The following is an 18,299-nucleotide window of genomic DNA, read 5'->3' on the forward strand; positions in this document are numbered from 1 at the left end:
AAGAGATTTTGCGCGGCTTTAACATCACTGGGTTGAAGGGCTAACCATTTCCCATTTACTTCCACCAGAGGCGACTGCTGATCTAATAATTGCTTAAACTCAGCGGGGGATAATGTTTCCTCATCCACTGCCAATTCCCACTTATAATTGAGTAGGCTTTGTAAGCCTAATTTTTGCCCTTTCTTGGGGGCTTGCGCTTTCACTTTTACCCCTAATCGTCTTTCCCCTTCTCCAGGGGTTAAACCAGGGGGTAAAATAATACCAAAGCCATTTTCTGAAAGTCGCCAGGCACTAGCCCGAATAAATTCGTAAGCCTGAATGGGATCAAGAGAAGATCCTGTAGGAGTTGAGGTTTGTAAACTCTCCTGAATTGGCGGATATAAACGCAGAGCTAATCCTAATCCTTGTAATAAGGTTTCTTGAGGCTGAGTGACGCTTCTCCCTTGAAAAATTACTTCTTCTGTGGCTGTATTCCAAATGGTTTGGGCATTGAGAAAACAGTCTTGATCATCACGGGCTTGTAAACCATATTCTAAAAACCAATTTTCCTTGCTTTCAGAAGGAGGAAGAAGACGAAAACAAGGGCGAAAGGGATGTTGTCCAATGGAATTTAATAAATTATGCCCGAGATAGTCTTGGATGGGTTCTGTCCATAAGGTTAAAGCCTTTTCAAGGCGGCGTAAACTCATGCCCTCTGCTGAGAAGCTAGACTCTTGACTCGAAAGGGCAAGGAACCATTGTTTAAGGAGAGGAGTGGTTACAGCAGGAAAAGTTTGAATGGAATAGAGACGAATTTTAGTATCAAGGAGGGTACTGAGAAAGTCGATAATTAGGGCTTGGGGAGAATCATCTAAGTCATGGGCGCGACAACTATTCGGCATCTGTTGGGCAAAGGTTTGTAAGCGGGTTTGATCACTAGGCGCATCAAAAAGTGGTTGCCAAACAGTGGTAGTCTTTCCAGCTTGTTGCGATTGTAGCGTTGGTAAAAATTTTGATCGTCCTAATAATTGATTAACCCAAACATATAAATGTGACCAAAATCGTAAACTGCCACTTGTTTCTAGGGAAAGATGGTCTAAGAAATGAAGGGCTATTTCAGGGGAGAGGTAGTAACCAGAAACGCGCCACGGTTTCAGGGAAATATTTTTGGTATCCTCTGGGGTTTGTTGCGAGAGAAGTGGTAGAAATTTTTTGGCAGTAACTTGTTGGCTTGGTAAGGTGAGGGTTTTTGTAATCCAATGATTGAGTTGATCTTCAGGAATGGCGTATTCTGTCAAAACTGAGGCGAGTTCATGTTCACTTAGGGTTAGGGGATGGGAGGAAGGCGTTTTTTTGAGCATTACCCCCCCATGAGTGCGCCACATTTCTCCCCAAATAAAAAGCCCTTTACTTTCTGACAGCCAAATCCCTTGTAACTTGGTCATTATTATTACATTCTATTCATTACCATCACAACAAACGCCAAGGTTTTCCCTCAGACATCTGTTTATTTCGTACTTTCTACCTTACCGCGAAAAGCAATGGGTCGATCATTTTCTTGATCAGCGATCGCGCAACTTTAGTGTTCTAAGATAGAGAAGATAGCTCATGAATTGATAGAACGCAAGAAACCAAACAGCTTCCGTAAAGTATTCTGTAGCTGAGTATTTTTAGCGTAATTCCGTTTCTTCAACTGTAACGCTGCTTTACTATTCACCTCAGACAGAGTGGGATAAATATGAATTATTCCCGTTAAGGCTGACACAGGTAAGTTATGCTTCATCGCCATGATTACTTCATGGATAATTTCTCCAGCAGAAGAACCCACAATATGCGCTCCCAGAATTTCCCCTTTCCCAGTAGTGATAATTTTAGCAAAGCCTTCTGTTGCCCCTTCTGCTTGAGCGCGATCCACATCTGCAAACTCTTGCTTGAGAATCTCTACATCATCCCCATAACGGTCTCTCGCCTGTTTTTCAGTTAATCCCACACGGGCTAATTCTGGTTCAGTAAAGGTAGCCCAGGGAACTACCCGATAGTCTGCTTTAGCTGAAGGGAAAAATAGGGCATTTTGCACCACTACCCCTGCTTCATAACCTGCGACATGAGTAAACTGATAGCCACCGATAACATCACCACAGGCATAAATGCGGTTATTGGAGGTTTGCAGTTTTTCATTAACTTCTATCCCTTGCTCATTATATTTCACCCCTGCAGCTGCTAAATTCAGGGAATGCACATTGGGAACACGCCCAGAAGAGATTAAAATTTCATCAACAACCACTTCCTCATCGCCAACCCAGAGATGTTTTTTGCCGTCGATTACCTCGACTTTTTGCGCTCGTGCGCCTCGCAGAAGGTTAATCCCATCCGCTTCTAACTGTTTCTCTACCACTAACGCCGCTTCTGGGTCTTCTTTTGGTAGAATATGGTCACGGCTGGATACCATGGTGACTTGTGAGCCTAAGCGATGAAATGCCTGTCCTAATTCACATCCGATGGGGCCTGCGCCAATGACGGCTAAAGACTCGGGACGTTCTTTTAGGGAAAAGACTTGTTCATTGGTTAAAAAGCCAGCTTCTTCAAGGCCTTCAATGGGGGGAACTTTCGGGCGAGACCCTGTGGAAACTACAAAAGCACGGGCTTTTAAGTCACGCCCATTAACGCTAAAGGTTTTCTCATCCTTAAATTGACCTTCCCCAAAAATCACTTCTACCCCTAGACTTTCAAACCGTTCTGGGGAATCATGGGGTTGGATGGTACTAATAACTTTCTGCACATGACCCGTAGCTTCGACAAATTGAATATCAGGGGGTGTAGTATAAATGCCAAATCGTGAGCTATTTTTTACTTCATGGGCGACTCTCGAAGCGTGTAATAATGATTTACTGGGAACACAACCAAACCAGAGACAGTCTCCCCCTAAACGGTCTTTTTCCACTAGGGCTACCTTGGCGTTTAACTGCGCTGCGGCACTGGCAACCACTAGCCCACCAGAACCACCGCCGATAATTACGATATCATAATCTACTGCCATTGTTATTATCTCTAAATGATCTCGACTTGTTTAATTTTCATTGAAGAGGATGAAACTTAGCCCTTCCTGATAATTAACTAAAAGAGCGATTAGGTTCCGCCTATGTTTCGCGATCGCGCTACTCCCCCTCATCCCAAAAACTAATCGCGCTTCCCCCTTCATCTCAAGTAGCGATTAACTTTATTATGGCTAGAGGTGTGATAACCTAAAACGATAATTAACTGCTACTAAATCCAAGAAGTTGAAGACAGACAGCCTTTTTTACCGATTGTTCCAAATACGACCGCAATTATTTTTTGAACTCCTTTCTGGTTCATCTCAAGCTGATTGCAATTATCAGTTTACCTCCGTAGAAGTTAAGCAATTAGCATTTCGCATTGACGGTATCTTTTTTCCTAGCAGTGGCAACAAAAAAGACCCATTTTATGTGGTAGAAGTGCAGTTTCAACCTGATGAGCAACTTTATTCTCGCATTTTTTCTGAACTTTTTCTATACATCAAACAATATCAGCCTGTGCATCCTTGGCGAGTAGTAGTGATTTATCCGACTCGCAGTGTAGAAAGAAATAGTGAGCCTCATTTCCAACCGTTGTTAAATTTGGAGCAAGTGAGGCGAATTTATCTTGATGAATTAGAGGAAGGGGAAAATAGTCCTTTGGGGGTGCGCTTAGTGAAATTAATTACTTCAAAAGAAACGGAAGTTTCACAACAAGCGCAAATGCTATTAGAGTCAGTTTCTAGAGAGGTAAACGAGACAAAACTTAGAAGTGATATCATAGACTTAATCGAGAGTATTATGGTTTATAAGTTTCCAAAAATGAGTCGGAAGGAGATTGCTGCCATGTTAGGGGTAGATGATTTAAAACAAACAAGATTTTATCAGGAAGTATTTACGGAAGGGAAACAGGAAGGAAAACTAGAGGCAGTGTCAAGAATGCTAGACTCTGGTGTTGAGTTAAATACGATCGCGCAGTGGTTGGATTTACCTCTAGAGATGGTAAAAAAGGAGGCTAACAAGAAAAAAACATCTTAACCTAGGCTTAACCACGATTGCTGCAGAGACTCTCGCAGAGCAACATTGCGCCTTCCCACTCATCCCAAACCCGTTTGTGTAGCATAGACGGTAGCCTAATCGCGCTACTATCGGAGGAAATGGTGCTTTACTTTAATATAGTTTGATAAATATTCATCATTTGCTGATAGTTAATTTCAGGGGTATATTTTTGTTGATAAACCTGACGGGCTTTTTTCCCCATCTTTTCCATTTGCATAAGATGATTGCCACTCCATCTCAAGGCTTCAACCCAACTCTGCATTGCATTATGAGGAATGAGAATTGATTTTTTGGTTGGTAGCCGAGAAAATGAACATTGCTGAGAGCGCGATCGCGCTTTTTACCTTAATATAGTATGGTATTGTTGAATTACTTTTTCAGGCAAATGCTGTTCAATGGGATAAGTGGGAATTTTTTGTTTTGATAGGGTATCAATGATCTGTTCAGCAATGACTTGCGGATCGCGACTGCTCACAACAAAATCAGGACAATGGCACATAAATTCTGGAATATTTGGAGGAAGCAAAGTAGGGCGTTTTAAGGCTAAGGCTTCTAAACTAGAACGACCAATTGACTCATTAGGAGATAAATTAATACACAAGCTAGCACCAGCCATTAAGTTTAAGATATCCTTTCGGTTACGGTTGCCAACATAATGAACATTTTCAGATTGCAGTAAGTTAAGAATTTTTGGATTGGTTGTTTTGATATAGCCAGCTAGCACTAATTTAATGTCAGGCTGCTTTGGATGAACAAATTGAGTAAAGGTTTCTAGGAGTAAGTCAATGGCTTTAATTTCTTTGATCATCCCTGCATAAAAGATATAAGGCGTTTGATCTAGCCCTAATTCCGTCAACAAGTTTTCAACTTCTACGGAATTAACAGAAATGGTTTCTTGGGGAATGGGAATATAAGTAATTTTTTCTTGATTTAAGCCTCCTGAGATGAGAAGCTGGCGAACATTTTCGGAACAAGCAATGACTTGATCATATTGGGATAGATATTTAACCTGTTTGAGGGGTAGCAAAACATCTCTAACATCAGCAATATATTTTTGTTTAGATTGTTTCTGCGCGATCGCGCGTTTCATGACTTGTGGAAAGATACCAGGTAAATTATAGAAGCTGGTGTGAACTAACACAGCATTAGACTGTTTTTTTTGAACAATACTGGGTAGTTTTAAATATTGTAAGTTCTGCCAAGCATAGCCAATTAAATCTCTAATTAATTGTTTCTTTTTTCCAGTACGACTTGGAAATAACCCAAGGTATTCACCATTGTCAAAATTAATCGGAAGGTTCGCCTTTTCACTTATAATGGTTAAATCAATGCCTTGATGCTGTAAACCTTCTGCTAAGAGATAGTAGTAAGTTGCAGCACCAGTACCACTACCGAACAAAATAGGAGTAATGATAATAACTTTATAAGAATAAAATATAAAATTGTTAAAAGGATTGTTATAATGTAAATATGAGTTCATTATAAGCTCAATATTCTCTTAATTTTTCTAATTGCTCTAGGTAATAATCCAAATATTTTTTTATTTCGGAAATTATCAGCTTTAGTATTAGGAATAATGAAAGGTGGGTGTTGAAGAGGAAAACTAATCGGTTGTGTTGGCAAATTAGCAATTGGGCTTTTGACATCAGTCGTGTGGGTACTTGTTGAAGAAAAACCAATATTTGATACTAAATTTTGATTAGGAATAATAATTAGTCCATTTTGTATCCAACAAGAAAATGTCCAAAGATAAGCCCAGCTATCTATTTTTTTATCATAAACAGATTGCAATTTATGTTTTCTGTATTGAATTAGCCAAAAATCATTGTTCAATATATCTTTTAACCAACCTCCATTTCGTATTTCTTCCCATAATTTCATATTATGATCATAATATTGCCAAGCTCTATCCCATGTTGCCCACCCCCAACAATCATTGAAACGTGAGAAGTAATAACTATAATTTGTTCTTTTACGTCCAAATTGAAAATTGTCACCAGAGATAGCCATAATTCGCTTATCATCGCGATATTTTTCCAGTAATTCTTGGCAAAATGGAAAGAATGTGGAATCAGGTAAACAGTCATCTTCAAGTATGATTGCTTCATCTACTAGACTAAAAGCCCAATCTAAACCACTAGAAACCCTTTTTCTACAACCTAAATTAACATCAGAGTAATTTTTAAGCACTTCACAATCCCAATCAACTGTATCAATTATGGCACGCACCGCAGCACATTTTTCTGCTTCTCCTTCTTTATCAGAACGTGCCCCATCTGCAACTACTAATAGCTTCTTAGGCTTGGCTTGGCGGATGGCTTCAAAGACTTTGGCGGTGGTGTCTGGTCGGTTGAATATTATAAAAATAACTGGTGTTTCTAAGTGGTGATTATTCATTTTACAGAAAAAATATTTCTTAATTATAAGTAAGAGTAATTAAGTTATTACTGTGTAAATAGTAATTGTTTCATATATTCTTTACCCATAACGAATTTTAACATTATAGCAATATAGACAACTTTTAGCTTCTTAAAACTTCCCAGAATTTCAGATGATATAAAAATAATAAAAATTTTTTCAATAGGAGGACTCATATATTTAAGCCCTCGCAAAAACTTTAGAAAAAAAGCGCGATCGCGATTCAAGTCATAAACTCCTATTGCAATTCTTTTAGATTTATTTAAAGCATCTTCTAAAGATGATCGAGCTGGATGATCTACACAAGCATTTTCAGCGTATATTTGTCTATATCCTGTTGCAAAAACTCGCTGTCCCCATTCTAAGTCTCCTCTGGATTGAAGTTTTTCATTAAATTTTCCTACAGTTTCAATGACAGATTTATAAGTAAATAGATTAGCAGTTGCACCGAATTGAAAACGCTTAATATATTTTTCTTGAGGAAATGCTGTTACTTTTTCATAAATTTCAAAATCTGTAGGAAAACTAGAATTTTTATAAAATATGTTAATTTTTCCAGCAACTAAACCACAATTTAAGGTACTAACTAATTGGAAAACTCCTTGTTCAAGCCAATTTTGATCGGGAATACAGTCAGAGTCAGTGAATGCTATAATTTCCCCTCTAGAATTTTTAATCCCTTTATTCCGAGCGGCATAACTTCCTAATTTTGGCTCTTTGAATAATCGTACATTATTTTTTTCAATTTTATAAGGAGGCTCATCTTCAGGACTATTATTCACAACAATAATCTCGAAATTCTCTATCTGATAAGTCTGATTGGAAAGTGCTTCTAAACAAATTTTTAATCGTTCCCAATCGTGATAGGTAGGAATAATCACAGATACAAAAGGTGTTTTTTCAGTATCAGCTATCATGGATAATTAACCTCATAATCATTATTCAGGCGAGTAGCTTCATAAATCCGAGCTGAGGAAGTTGTAGTATCTGCCGAATTATTGAGCATCAAATTTTTAGTTTTATGATCGTAAGTTTTTTCCACTTGAGTAGTTATCCATTTTTGGCAGTAATCCTTACCTAGATCGAATGCTTCCCCACAAAATGCTAGTTCCAATCCTGGCGGATTATAGGGCCAGCTGTAATCACTTTGGTCTAATTGGGTTCTAAAGATAGGTTCTTTAGTAATGTCCAGCATTTTTTGCATTTTGCTGGATGACCAAAACTTATGCTTCGGAAAGTGTTTTTTTAGAATTGCAAAGGCATAAAGGTTAAAGCTGTGGTAACCAACTGATTTGCTATACAGAGAGCGACGATTGCGCTTACTTTTCACGATTCTTTTGATTGCCATAGTAATGTTACTGAGAGAGTTGAGGTCTTTCAATTTAGTTTTACCTAGTGGTGAATTATGGAAAATTACACCATTCTGATAATTGTCTACATTAGTACCAATTTGATCAAGAAATTGATATACCTTATCAGTTGCTTCTTGATCTCTTAGTTCAGCTCCAATAGCAGCAAACCAAAGCTGATGATTAAATGTTCTATCAGGGGTTAGATAGTTTCCCTCAGCGGCAACTCGTTGCCAAATAGCTCGATTTTCTAGAAAAGGATGGAGTTCAAATACTTCCTTGGCAGTTGTATAGGCATCTTCCCGCTTTAAGGTACGAGCAGCACAAATAAGCCCTTCTATAGCCCAAGCCTGTCCTATCAGTCCATTACAGGAATCTTTTTTAGGATTTTTGCGACAAAAAAAGCTAGCTTCTTGAGGTCGCGCTTCAGCACTTAATAGATAATTGGTTGCTTTATTAGCGGCATGAAACAAACGCTGGTCTTGGGTTTGCTCATAGATATGACAGAAGGTGACGAGCCAGTGAGCTGTATTACGAACAGGTGTTTCTGGATCATGGTATGGACCATTATGCCCTGAGGGCATAGAACCATCAGGTTGCTGAATTTCTAGTGCCTGAAGTGCGCTAGCTTCTAATACTTGAATTAGAGAAGGCATACAATCATTAAAAATATTTCAATTGAAATTAACTATTTTTATATTTATATATAGCATTTCCTAAGCTGGTAAGCTACAAGGTTATTAGTTTAGGAAATAGGAGACAGGGAACACAGCGTGTAGTTAATGGGAGTGAAAAATGCTATAAATTATGCTACTAAATAGCTATTAGCCCCATTGACATTAGAGATAAATAACTAACATAGATGTTTTCATTAAGAACTATAATTGCTATTGACAATTTTTTTTATAGTAGATTGAATCCGATCTACATGGATATCCCACGAGTTTAAATCGTACCATTTTGTATTATCTATAATAACTTGACCAGGTGAAAAATTATTATTTAATCGTTTCATCATTCGGTTCAATGCTGAAACAGCAGATTCAATATTTCCAGGCTCATAAACCTCATACCATTCCCAGCCTTTAGCTTGTTCTTGAAAATTTCCTAAATTTGGAAAAACTACAGGTTTTCCATAAGATATTCCAAGAGCAAGTACTCCAGAATTGATTCCATCTAAATGACCCAAAAAAACTACGTCAGATGCGGCCATTATTTCAGGAATTTCGGAAGGAAGTATGGATTTGTGAAAAATTCTCTTATTTTCAGAAGCAAAAAACTTCTGCTTTAAAATACTATAATTTTGGTAAAGTGTTGGAGTAGCTTTCTCAGTTTTTTCTTCAAATTTAGCTAATATATTTTTGTGTTGAGATGGTCCAACTGAGAAAAAACAATGTTGCTTATTTTTAAAATTTTGAAATACGCTTCCAGCAAAATTTACTCCTTTATTTTTTCGCATTCTACCAAAAAATAGGAATGAAAATTTTTGATTCGGGATTTTGTATTTTTGTCTAGCACCTTGGCTAGAATAAGGAATTTTAGTATATGGCCCATGGGGACAAATTATATGTTTTGATTTTGTTGTTGCTGGAAATTCTTCTTTAATAAGTTTAATTGAGTTTTCTCCATGGTGAACAATTATGTCGGCTTCTCCATATATAAGTTCATAAGCTCTCTGATCAAATTTTGATGGATTTGAATGTGGTAATTTATTATGAAATGTACAAACAATTGGAACCTTATTCGTTTTGTAATATTCCAACCTTTCAGATAAGAGTGTAAGCGTACACTCCTCCATAGGAAGCTTGTGTCGCCATTTATAAATAGCCTCTGGCCACTGAATATGCAAAAAGGTTGGAAGGAAATCAGAAAATAAAAAGTTCTGTACATCTAAAATCACACTATAACCTTTACGCGAGTAGGCTTTAGCTAAAAGCTCTACATATTCATTTGCAGAATTATTAATCCGTGCGCTAAATAGTTAACATGGGAAAGTGAAGTACGGCAGTTTTCTATATGCAATTAAAAGACGCTCGGAGTTTACCCCCTCAAGCTCAACAAGCAATCCGTAAAAGGGCGGTCATGGCAGTGATTGAGAACAAACGTTCTCAAGGAGAAGTGGCCCAAGAGTTTGGAGTTACTCGTACAGCAGTTAATCAGTGGGTGCAACGTTACCGTCGTGGGGGTGAGACAGCTCTCAAAGCTTGTAAACAAGGTCGTCGTGAGCATCCTACCTTGGCGCGATCGCAGGTAACGACAATTACTCGTCTCATTCGGGATTACAGCCCAGAACAACTACAACTGCCATTTACTCTCTGGACTCGACAAGCCGTATCTCAGCTCATTGAACAATGTTGGGGAATTACTCTTTCTCAAACGACGATTGGTCGTTATCTGCGTCGTTGGGGACTGTCTCCACAAAAGCCTGCCAAATGCGCTCGTGAGCAATGTCCTCACCAGCTTCAGCATTGGTTAACTCATGAATATCCAGCGATTCACAAGCGAGCACAGCAGGAAGGAGCTGAGATTCATTGGGGTGATGAAATGGGATTGCGTTCGGACCATCAAGCAGGGACTTGTTGGTCTGAGGTAGGGAAAACGCCAATTGTAGAAGGAACTGGGCAACGTTTCAGTTGCAACTTAATTTCCGCCCTGACCAATCGAGGAACCCTACGCTTTCAAGTATTTCAAGGGGGATTTAATAGCGATGTCTTTTTGGAATTTTTACGCCGATTAATTCGCTCCAGGGAAAACAAAGTTTTTTTGATTGTAGATCGCCACCCAGTACATCGCTCCCGTAAAGTTCAACAATGGGTAGCTCAACATCAGGATGAATTGGAACTGTTTTATCTTCCCCCCTACAGCCCAGAACGAAATCCCGATGAATTTCTCAATCAGGACATTAAAAGCAATGCTATGAGACGACAAAGACCCCGTAATCGTAATGAACTCATGAAAAGGGTTCGCTCTTATTTATACAGTCTTCAGAAATGTCCCGAACGTATTAGTCGTTATTTTTGGGCTCAGCCAGTTCAATATGCTGGCCTTTAGGTGTTAACTATTTCCTGCACGGATTAATAATGTAGATTTACCAGCTGCAACCTCACCATCTAACTCAATAGTGATTTTGTTCATCATTATTTAACTTGTTTTGATTAAGTAGCGTGATTGGACTCCGTCCATGCTTCACGAAGTTAATTTAGACTCCTTGCCATCCTCATAAACTCCTCATTCCGATCGTGCAACTCCTCATAAGTTCCCTCATCGACCACCTTCCCTCGCTCCATAAAGTATAAACAATCACAATTTTTAACCGTTGTCAAGCGATAAGCAATCATAATCAACGTTTTCTTCCCTCTTGACACTTGATTTTTAGGTAGTTGTCACAAAGTTTCTAAATACTGAAACTTGATGATTTACCATGCTAATAATTATCCATTAAAGGTTTAACGTACCCAAGCAAAAATTTCTGTGGGGGAAGAGTTAGTGCCATAGAAGTAGGAGTACACTTTTATCGACCCGAAAAATGCCTAAGGCGCGATCGCACTTCCTCATTTAGTTCTGTTTTAACCAAGTTTCTAAATCTTGCACAGTCGAAAAGTCTAGCAATTCCTCGGCTAGAGCTTCCAGTTGTTCCACTGATAACCTTTGAATTTGCTGTTGAAGACCTTTATCTAAAACTCCAAAACGACGCTTTAACAAGCGTAAAACTAATTGTACTTCTCCTTCTTGTCGTCCTCCTTGTATCCCTTCTTTCAGAATTTGCTGATACCAAGGAGACTCTCTTAAGACTGCCATATCCCACCTCATAATTTGCTGTATTACTGGTAGTTCTAACACAAACGAAGCAAAAAATGATAACAATGGTTCCGCCCCCTCTCATTTTCCCTCATATTGAGCCAGAGAGCTGAGTGGTACATTAGTTAGGGCTTGCTGAAAAAAGCGCGATCAGTGCGCCTTCAAAATATTGCCCTTAGGCTTCGGGATCAATTCCTAAAGCTCTTAATTGTTCCGCTAAACGTTCGGCCCGTTGAGACTCCTGTTGCGCCCGTTGAGACTCCTGTTCGGCACGTTGGGACTCCTCTTCAGCTTGTTGAAAGGCTCGCTGGCGTTCTTGTTCTAGCTCTAGAGAAGATAGAAACCTTCTGCCATCAGGACGATAAATTTTTAGTGTTTCTGAGGTGAGAGTAAATTGAATCCCTAAACGGGGGCTAATCCAGTTATTGATTTCTTCGACTAACTGCAAACTTCCGTCTTGTCGTTGTAGCCCTTCTAATTCATTACTATCAGGATCATAAATATAATATTCTTCTACCCCATAGCGTTCATAAAACTGTAACTTGCGAGTCATTTCCTTAACTCGGTTTCCTGGGGAGAGAATTTCAAATACCACTTGTGGCGCAATATTGTCTTCTTCCCATTGCCGATAAGAACCTCGGTCTCCTTTTGGTCGCCCAAACACCACCATCGCATCAGGGGCAACTCGAATTTCAGGGTGACCTTCTACTGGATACCATAGCAAATCACCAGCCACAAACACATCTGGATTATCAGCAAATAGCAGTTCCAAATTTTCCTTGATTAAGACAATCCAACGGAACTGCTTCGTATTGTCTGCCATGGGTTGACCATCACTGTCAGGGTAAATAATTTTTTGGCTAGTTGAAACACTCATCTCATCAAGTCTCCTTTTTAAATTGTTCAAGGTAACCAGTTTTGTTTCCAACACCCAAAGATGATAATCGGTTTCATAAAGTTGTTTTGGCTTTTCCTGTGATTCTGTTAACATTTTTAGTTTGAAAAGGAAAACTTTATCAATTTTTGCGGGTTAACCTGAGCTTAGGGTTTTATGGCAATCTGATCCCATTTTTAAAATGTAGCTTAATTTGGGATCTCCTTGAAACACAGCTAAAGCGCGATCGGGCTTCCTCATTTAGTTCTGTTTTAACCAAGTTTCTAGATCTTGCAAAGTGGAAAAGTCTAGCAATTCCTCGGCTAGAGTTTCCAGTTTTTCCACTGATAACCTTTGAATTTGCTGTTGGAGACCTTCATCTAACACTCCAAAACGACGCTTTAACAAGCGTAAAACTAATTGTATTTCTCCTTCTTGTCGTCCTTCTTGTATCCCTTCTTTTAGAATTTGCTGATACCAAGGAGACTCTCTTAAGACTGCCATATCCCACCTCTGTTTCAGCCTAGTTTGAGTGCCAGTTTCTCCTTTAATAAAGTCGCTGATCACACAAGTATCTAATAAGTATCGCATTAAAATAGATTGGGTTCACTCGGGGAAAGCAGGTCTTCACGGTAGGATTCAAAGGAGGGAAAATCAGGAATTCCTTCATGGGATAAAATAATATCTGACCATTGGGAACTATCACTATCAGAGGGAGATTGAGCTAGCTGACGCAGGGCTTGCAGCACTAGAGTTTGCAGGGGAATGTTGGATTGCGCTGCCTGATGGATTAAGTCTTGTTCTAAATCGGGAGGTAATTCGATTGTGATTTGCATTTTTTCCGATTAATACTAGATTCTTAGCTCTGTTTTCAAGTTTTTTTCTATTATATTTCATAGCAAGAAACCGCACTAATATTGTGATTCTAGCTCAAATCTAAGCGCAATCGCTGCGCCTCCTACTCCTGCATTTCTCACAAAAAGCGCGATCGCGCATCCCTTTAAGTAACCTGACTGGATTGACTTTCTGATTGTAAACGCCAATAGTCTAAATACTTACCCCCTTGATTTAATAAGGCTTCATGGCTTCCCTGTTCCATCACTTCCCCATTCTCTAAGACAATAATTTGATCAGCATTGACAATTGTTGATAACCGATGAGCAATCACTAATACTGTTCGATCGCGCTGAAATTCCTTTAATGCTTCCTGTACTAGGTATTCCGAATGACTGTCTAAGGCACTGGTAGCCTCATCTAAAATTAAAATATCTGGTTCTTTGAGTATGGCACGGGCTAAGGCAATTCGCTGTCGCTGTCCCCCTGAGAGACGATATCCTCGCTCACCCACCACAGTATCATATCCTTGCGGAAACTCTCGAATAAACTGATCCGCTTGCGCCGCGATCGCGCTTTTTCTTACTTCTTCTTCCGTGGCACTAGGTTTACCATACCGAATATTATTCCCAATTGTGGTATTAAAAATAAATGTATCTTGACTCACCACACCAAGGCGCGATCGCGCCTCCCCTAGAGTGTACCCAACGATCTCCACTGAGATAACATTTGCTGTAATTAGCGAGATCAGCGAGGCTCTACGGCTCGATCTCCAATCTACGCGCTTTTCCTTACATCTTACCCAGTCAAGCAGCGATCGCGCAGAGGCAAAACTCCAATTGAGGCTATTTTTGGCAAACCCAGTCCTTGTGCTGTCTGTCTCCCAGCGCGATCGTCTGTTTTTCTTCTTTTCTTGCCTTTTTAGATAACAACCGAAGCGCGATTGCCTCTGGCAGCGAGCTTCGCTCGATCGGCTGGTAAATAACTTAAAGAGCGCGATCGCGCTTCTTTTCTTACTTTACCCATCTCTTGCCCCTTACCCAACACGGCTAACCAACCTTGTAAAATCAATCTTAGAACCTTCCCCACATCATCCGAGCGGTTAACCCTTATGACGACTACCACCCTCAACCTCAACCCCATCATCAAGTTAAGCAAAGAGCAATTTTACACCCTATGTGCAACCAATCCTGACACGAAGTTAGAACTTAACGCCAACGGAGAATTAATTGTTATGTCTCCTACCGGTGGAGAAACCAGTGCTTGGAATGCTGAACTAATCATTGATTTAGGTGTATGGAATCGCCAAACTGGCTTAGGAAAAACCTTTGATTCTTCTGGTGGATTTTCTTTGCCCAATGGTGCACAGCGTTCTCCTGATGCCGCTTGGATTCGGTTAGAAAAATGGAATGCTCTAACCTCAGAGGAAAAAAAGGGATTTTTACCATTATGCCCCGATTTTGTCATCGAACTGCTTTCACCCTCCGATTCTTGGAAACAAGGAACTGAGAAAATGGAAGAATATAAGGAAAATGGTTGTCGCTTAGGTTGGTTACTTGAACCACGAAACAAGCGTGTTGCCATCTACCGTGCTAAACAAGCTGTAGAAATTTTAGAAGCTCCCAATTTTCTTTCTGGGGAAGATGTCTTGAAGGGATTTAACTTAAATCTAGCCAAAATCTGGCGGTAAAAGTAAATTAAAAAAACTAAGGTACACAGATAATTCCTAAACCTGACATTTGATAGATATGTTTGTCAAAAGTGAAAACTTCAAAAACTTGTAGTCGATGAGCCATCACTAATAAAGAACAATCTGTATAACTCCATTTCTTATCATCATATTTGCAAAAAGTTTTCCAAATATTTTCCTCATCCTGATCTGAAATATGAACGTAGTGGTGTTCTGTTCTCAAAACTTTACCTACTTCAACTGATGATTGGCTAGAAACACGAGTCCGAATCCAAGTAACTGTTTCATTAAATACCGTTTCTAAAATAATCCATTTTTGGTGAGGATGCTTAAAGATATAGTTTTTAGCAGTTTGATGATGAGTTTCAGAGCTTACTAAAAAAGCAATTAATGCTGATGTATCAATAATGATTTCTGATCCTGCCATTTTTAGTAGATATCTTGATCAATATTTTCAGCATAGTTTGTCTCACTTGTATCATAATCACTCACTTTTAAACTACCACATAATTCCCATGTTTTACTTTTAACAAGTTCTTTTTGTTCCAAATAGTTATTGATTGCCTCAACTAATACTTTTTCTAAAGGTTCCCCCTGCTGATTAATTTTATGAAGAATTTCATTTGGTATTTCTAAATTAATTTTAGTCATCGTTTTTTCCACAAATTAAAAAGCAAACATTAAGGCTATAAAAGCATTTCAAGGTGAGCTATAATCGTCACTAGAATGCTCGATACCATGCTAGCACTTCTCTAACACAATAATCTGATCCGCATTGATAATCGTTGATAACCGATGAGCAATCACTAGAACCGTCCGATCGCGCTGAAATTCCTTTAACGCCTCTTTTACTAAATGCTCAGAATGACTGTCTAAGGCGCTGGTGGCTTCATCCAAAATCAGAATTTTCGGTTGCTTCAGAATTGATCAAGCTAACGCCAAACGCTGACGTTGACCGCCAGAAAGCCGATAAACCCGTTCGCCCACAACTGTATGATAACCATGAGGTAGGTTTTGAATAAACTGATCTGCTTGCGCCGCCACTGCGCTTTCTCTCACTTCCGCCTCCGTTGCATCCAGTTTCCCATAGCGAATGTTTTCGAGGATATTTTCATTAAAGATAAATGTATCTTGGCTAACCACACCGAGGCGCGATTATCCCCTCATTTGATTCACTGAACCCGTAGTTCGATCGCGCTTCCTCATTAAGTAACCTGACTGGATTGACTTTCTGATTGTAAACGCCAATAGTCTAAATACTTACCCCCTTGATTTAATAAGGCTTCATGGCTTCCCTGTTCCATCACTTCCCCATTCTCTAAGACAATAATTTGATCAGCATTGACAATTGTTGATAACCGATGAGCAATCACTAATACCGTTCGATCGCGCTGAAATTCCTTTAATGCTTCCTGTACTAGGTATTCCGAATGACTATCTAAGGCACTGGTAGCTTCATCTAAAATTAAAATTTCTGGTTCTTTGAGGATAGCACGGGCTAAGGCAATTCGCTGCCGCTGTCCCCCTGAGAGACGATACCCTCGCTCACCCACCACAGTATCATATCCTTGGGGAAACTCTCGAATAAACTGATCCGCTTGCGCCGCGATCGCGCTTTTTCTTACTTCTTCTTCCGTGGCACTAGGTTTACCATACCGAATATTATTCCCAATTGTGGTATTAAAAATAAATGTATCTTGACTCACCACACCAAGGCGCGATCGCCAGCTGGTCATATTATACTCATTTAAATCTTCCCCATCGACTAAAATTACTCCTGAAGTTGGTTGATATAATCCCACCAACAAATCAGCAATTGAGGATTTTCCTGCTCCTGAACCTCCCACTAAAGCCGTTACCTTCCCCTTTTCTAACACAAAAGAAACATCTTTAAGAGCCAGTTTTTGTTCTTCTGAATATTGCAAGGAAATATGATCAAACTTAATTTCCTTCTTAAGCCCATTAAATACTTTCCCCCCAACGCGACTAAATTCTTTTCCTTCTGGCTCTAAAATTTCTCTTAAGCGATTAAAATCTCCTGCATTTTCTGCTAATCGATTATTTTTTTCAGTTACTCCATTTAAGTGCATTGAAAGACGATTCAGCACGGCTAAAAATGTAACAAGTGAAGGTAATACGGCAGCAGAGTCTCTCAACATGAAATACCCAATAATGAGTAAAGTAGCAATAGTTATTAGCGTTAATGTATTTCCTAATGGCTTGGTTAATCTAGACAAACGGCTTTGATATTCTAGCTTGGGGACTAAGTGTCTTTGTAACTCATGTACCTGTTGACGAGCTTCCAATTGCCGACCAAAGATATGAATAACTCGTAACGCTTGTAAACTTTCAACAATTTGTTTATAAACATTGGCACGTACTTGGGCAACTTGTTTAGCCGTTCGTTTAATTCTAGGAATTAGTGATTTTTGAAGGAGTAAAGCAATGGCGCAAATAATTATAGTAACTCCTGATAAACCTGGAGAAATGGTAAACAATACGACTGCTTGAGCAATAATAGTTAAAATAGTAACGAAAATAATATCAATATAATAAATTTGTCTTTGAATGGTATAAGCAGTTTGATTAATATAAGTCACTAAATCTCCAACTTTATAACTACTCGCACAGGAAAAAGTAAAAGACATAATCTGTGCAAATATACGTTCTACCATCTGGGCTTGAATACGAGCAGATAAATAATCAGAACTAACTGCCCCAATATATTCAAAACTATGGCGAAGAAACTGCATGAAAACTGCTAATACAATTAATCCAATAAAGAGTTGCCCTTGTGTGAATTCGTGTAAGAAACTTGATAAGAAAGTATTAGCAATAATCGGATGATTGAGAAGAGAATCAACTTGATCATCTTGTAATACTTGCAGAGCTAGATAAATACTGCCAAATGTCGTTCCCTCAAAGGCAGCAGCTAATAAATTGGCATGGATATTAAGAAGGATTAATAGACGATGGTGATTAATGGTGGCAAAAATTACTCGATAGGCAGGATTTTCTAGGAAGGAGGAAAAGTATTTTTTCCATCTGGCTTTGAAATTAGTCAGTTGACGTTGCATAATAATTGGGAATGATCCCTTTCCTTGCTAGCTACTGCAAAAACAGCGTTTCTGCTCAATCCAATTTTGAGATCAGGGTAAAAAAATGTACTCTTCTACAGTGTACCCGCTAATATGTCTTAATCAGGCAAGTAGGAAAACAAATAGAAGAAGGACTACTGCAAGCTCTGACAAAACTTCTTCGATATC

At 39.1% G+C, this 18,299-nt stretch carries 22 protein-coding genes and 1 pseudogene; 3 read left to right on the forward strand and 20 right to left on the reverse strand.

Translation table 11 applies throughout. From position 1 onward, the window contains the following. Positions 1-5 precede the first annotated feature (5 nt). Together FRE64_RS18315 and FRE64_RS12575 are read right to left on the reverse strand one after the other, a co-directional pair. Positions 6-1,424: pseudogene (locus tag FRE64_RS18315) on the reverse strand (SNF2 helicase-associated domain-containing protein); the annotation flags it as partial. A gap of 161 nt (positions 1,425-1,585) precedes the next feature. Next, complete coding sequence (locus tag FRE64_RS12575) at positions 1,586-3,016, reverse strand: dihydrolipoyl dehydrogenase family protein (protein ID WP_146296558.1); 1,431 nt, start codon at positions 3,014-3,016, stop codon at positions 1,586-1,588. A 268-nt stretch (positions 3,017-3,284) separates the two neighbouring features. Here FRE64_RS12575 and FRE64_RS12580 point away from each other — a divergent pair, with 268 nt between their 5' ends. Next, positions 3,285-4,049, forward strand: a complete 765-nt coding sequence (locus FRE64_RS12580; RefSeq protein ID WP_246140312.1) for an Rpn family recombination-promoting nuclease/putative transposase — start codon at positions 3,285-3,287, stop codon at positions 4,047-4,049. A gap of 127 nt (positions 4,050-4,176) precedes the next feature. Here FRE64_RS12580 and FRE64_RS17525 read toward each other — a convergent pair whose 3' ends face one another. From FRE64_RS17525 to FRE64_RS12605, 6 genes are all read right to left on the reverse strand, one after another. Next, positions 4,177-4,332, reverse strand: a complete 156-nt coding sequence (locus tag FRE64_RS17525) for a glycosyltransferase (RefSeq protein WP_186708817.1) — start codon at positions 4,330-4,332, stop codon at positions 4,177-4,179. Between the two features lie 78 nt (positions 4,333-4,410). Then, on the reverse strand, positions 4,411-5,550 hold the full coding sequence (locus FRE64_RS12585) for a glycosyltransferase family 4 protein (RefSeq protein WP_146296560.1): 1,140 nt from the start codon (positions 5,548-5,550) through the stop codon (positions 4,411-4,413). Beyond that, positions 5,550-6,467, reverse strand: a complete 918-nt coding sequence (locus FRE64_RS12590) for a glycosyltransferase family 2 protein (RefSeq protein ID WP_146296561.1) — start codon at positions 6,465-6,467, stop codon at positions 5,550-5,552. The genes FRE64_RS12585 and FRE64_RS12590 overlap by 1 nt, the downstream gene beginning before the upstream one ends. 47 nt (positions 6,468-6,514) lie before the next feature. Then, positions 6,515-7,405, reverse strand: coding sequence for a glycosyltransferase (locus tag FRE64_RS12595; RefSeq protein WP_146296562.1), 891 nt, complete (start codon positions 7,403-7,405; stop codon positions 6,515-6,517). Continuing rightward, positions 7,402-8,493 (reverse strand): agl cluster protein AglQ, encoded by a 1,092-nt coding sequence (locus FRE64_RS12600; protein ID WP_146296563.1) that lies wholly within the window; start codon positions 8,491-8,493, stop codon positions 7,402-7,404. Before FRE64_RS12600 ends, FRE64_RS12595 begins: the two co-directional genes overlap by 4 nt. Before the next feature lie 215 nt (positions 8,494-8,708). Further along, a complete protein-coding gene (locus tag FRE64_RS12605) occupies positions 8,709-9,737 on the reverse strand; it encodes a glycosyltransferase family protein (protein ID WP_146296564.1) in 1,029 nt (342 codons plus the stop codon). Between the two features lie 116 nt (positions 9,738-9,853). On the opposite strand from FRE64_RS12605, the gene FRE64_RS12610 reads away from it, so the two are divergent. Beyond that, positions 9,854-10,888: an IS630 family transposase gene (locus tag FRE64_RS12610; protein WP_146294724.1), complete on the forward strand. Its 1,035-nt coding sequence runs from the start codon at positions 9,854-9,856 to the stop codon at positions 10,886-10,888. A gap of 143 nt (positions 10,889-11,031) precedes the next feature. Here the strand turns inward: FRE64_RS12610 and FRE64_RS17530 are convergent, their stop codons facing one another. The 7 genes from FRE64_RS17530 to FRE64_RS17745 all read right to left on the reverse strand — a co-directional run bounded on the left by FRE64_RS17530 (position 11,032) and on the right by FRE64_RS17745 (position 14,414). Next, entirely contained in the window at positions 11,032-11,175 is a 144-nt protein-coding gene (locus FRE64_RS17530) for a hypothetical protein (RefSeq protein ID WP_186709077.1), read from the reverse strand. A gap of 217 nt (positions 11,176-11,392) precedes the next feature. Beyond that, positions 11,393-11,635, reverse strand: coding sequence for a DUF4351 domain-containing protein (locus tag FRE64_RS12615; protein WP_222597820.1), 243 nt, complete (start codon positions 11,633-11,635; stop codon positions 11,393-11,395). 175 nt (positions 11,636-11,810) lie between these two features. After that, entirely contained in the window at positions 11,811-12,512 is a 702-nt protein-coding gene (locus tag FRE64_RS12620) for a Uma2 family endonuclease (RefSeq protein WP_146297358.1), read from the reverse strand. Between the two features lie 258 nt (positions 12,513-12,770). Next, positions 12,771-13,100, reverse strand: a complete 330-nt coding sequence (locus FRE64_RS12625; protein WP_146296565.1) for a DUF4351 domain-containing protein — start codon at positions 13,098-13,100, stop codon at positions 12,771-12,773. Beyond that, positions 13,100-13,345, reverse strand: a complete 246-nt coding sequence (locus FRE64_RS12630; RefSeq protein ID WP_146296566.1) for a hypothetical protein — start codon at positions 13,343-13,345, stop codon at positions 13,100-13,102. The genes FRE64_RS12625 and FRE64_RS12630 overlap by 1 nt, the downstream gene beginning before the upstream one ends. A 164-nt stretch (positions 13,346-13,509) precedes the next feature. Further along, complete coding sequence (locus FRE64_RS12635; protein WP_222597821.1) at positions 13,510-14,061, reverse strand: ABC transporter ATP-binding protein; 552 nt, start codon at positions 14,059-14,061, stop codon at positions 13,510-13,512. Between the two features lie 203 nt (positions 14,062-14,264). Next, positions 14,265-14,414: a hypothetical protein gene (locus FRE64_RS17745; protein ID WP_222597822.1), complete on the reverse strand. Its 150-nt coding sequence runs from the start codon at positions 14,412-14,414 to the stop codon at positions 14,265-14,267. Between the two features lie 40 nt (positions 14,415-14,454). On the opposite strand from FRE64_RS17745, the gene FRE64_RS12640 reads away from it, so the two are divergent. Then, positions 14,455-15,033, forward strand: coding sequence for a Uma2 family endonuclease (locus FRE64_RS12640; RefSeq protein ID WP_146296568.1), 579 nt, complete (start codon positions 14,455-14,457; stop codon positions 15,031-15,033). Positions 15,034-15,049: 16 nt separating this feature from the next. On the opposite strand, the gene FRE64_RS12645 is transcribed toward FRE64_RS12640, so the two are convergent. The 5 genes from FRE64_RS12645 to FRE64_RS12660 all read right to left on the reverse strand — a co-directional run bounded on the left by FRE64_RS12645 (position 15,050) and on the right by FRE64_RS12660 (position 18,110). Next, a complete protein-coding gene (locus tag FRE64_RS12645) occupies positions 15,050-15,460 on the reverse strand; it encodes a type II toxin-antitoxin system VapC family toxin (RefSeq protein ID WP_146296569.1) in 411 nt (136 codons plus the stop codon). A 2-nt stretch (positions 15,461-15,462) separates the two neighbouring features. Next, positions 15,463-15,684, reverse strand: coding sequence for a hypothetical protein (locus tag FRE64_RS12650; protein WP_146296570.1), 222 nt, complete (start codon positions 15,682-15,684; stop codon positions 15,463-15,465). A 90-nt stretch (positions 15,685-15,774) separates the two neighbouring features. Further along, a complete protein-coding gene (locus FRE64_RS18105) occupies positions 15,775-15,930 on the reverse strand; it encodes a hypothetical protein (RefSeq protein WP_222597823.1) in 156 nt (51 codons plus the stop codon). 30 nt (positions 15,931-15,960) lie between these two features. Then, a complete protein-coding gene (locus FRE64_RS18110; protein ID WP_222597824.1) occupies positions 15,961-16,176 on the reverse strand; it encodes an ATP-binding cassette domain-containing protein in 216 nt (71 codons plus the stop codon). 62 nt (positions 16,177-16,238) lie between these two features. Continuing rightward, a complete protein-coding gene (locus FRE64_RS12660) occupies positions 16,239-18,110 on the reverse strand; it encodes an ABC transporter ATP-binding protein (RefSeq protein ID WP_146296571.1) in 1,872 nt (623 codons plus the stop codon). Positions 18,111-18,299: the final 189 nt, after the last annotated feature.

Source organism: Euhalothece natronophila Z-M001, from assembly GCF_007904085.1.
Classification (GTDB): domain Bacteria; phylum Cyanobacteriota; class Cyanobacteriia; order Cyanobacteriales; family Rubidibacteraceae; genus Halothece; species Halothece natronophila.

Bases quoted from the DNA above. Each gene is read 5' to 3' on its own strand.
- FRE64_RS12585 (WP_146296560.1), bottom strand. From the start codon at position 5,550: ATGAACTCATATTTACATTATAACAATCCTTTTAACAATTTTATATTT.
- FRE64_RS17530 (WP_186709077.1), bottom strand. From the start codon at position 11,175: ATGATTGCTTATCGCTTGACAACGGTTAAAAATTGTGATTGTTTATAC.
- FRE64_RS12650 (WP_146296570.1), bottom strand. From the start codon at position 15,684: ATGACTAAAATTAATTTAGAAATACCAAATGAAATTCTTCATAAAATT.
- FRE64_RS12630 (WP_146296566.1), bottom strand. From the start codon at position 13,345: ATGCAAATCACAATCGAATTACCTCCCGATTTAGAACAAGACTTAATC.
- FRE64_RS12590 (WP_146296561.1), bottom strand. From the start codon at position 6,467: ATGAATAATCACCACTTAGAAACACCAGTTATTTTTATAATATTCAAC.
- FRE64_RS12620 (WP_146297358.1), bottom strand. From the start codon at position 12,512: ATGAGTGTTTCAACTAGCCAAAAAATTATTTACCCTGACAGTGATGGT.
- FRE64_RS12610 (WP_146294724.1), top strand. From the start codon at position 9,854: ATGCAATTAAAAGACGCTCGGAGTTTACCCCCTCAAGCTCAACAAGCA.
- FRE64_RS12575 (WP_146296558.1), bottom strand. From the start codon at position 3,016: ATGGCAGTAGATTATGATATCGTAATTATCGGCGGTGGTTCTGGTGGG.
- FRE64_RS12600 (WP_146296563.1), bottom strand. From the start codon at position 8,493: ATGCCTTCTCTAATTCAAGTATTAGAAGCTAGCGCACTTCAGGCACTA.
- FRE64_RS12640 (WP_146296568.1), top strand. From the start codon at position 14,455: ATGACGACTACCACCCTCAACCTCAACCCCATCATCAAGTTAAGCAAA.
- FRE64_RS12660 (WP_146296571.1), bottom strand. From the start codon at position 18,110: ATGCAACGTCAACTGACTAATTTCAAAGCCAGATGGAAAAAATACTTT.
- FRE64_RS12595 (WP_146296562.1), bottom strand. From the start codon at position 7,405: ATGATAGCTGATACTGAAAAAACACCTTTTGTATCTGTGATTATTCCT.
- FRE64_RS12645 (WP_146296569.1), bottom strand. From the start codon at position 15,460: ATGGCAGGATCAGAAATCATTATTGATACATCAGCATTAATTGCTTTT.
- FRE64_RS12615 (WP_222597820.1), bottom strand. From the start codon at position 11,635: ATGGCAGTCTTAAGAGAGTCTCCTTGGTATCAGCAAATTCTGAAAGAA.
- FRE64_RS17525 (WP_186708817.1), bottom strand. From the start codon at position 4,332: ATGCAGAGTTGGGTTGAAGCCTTGAGATGGAGTGGCAATCATCTTATG.
- FRE64_RS12625 (WP_146296565.1), bottom strand. From the start codon at position 13,100: ATGCGATACTTATTAGATACTTGTGTGATCAGCGACTTTATTAAAGGA.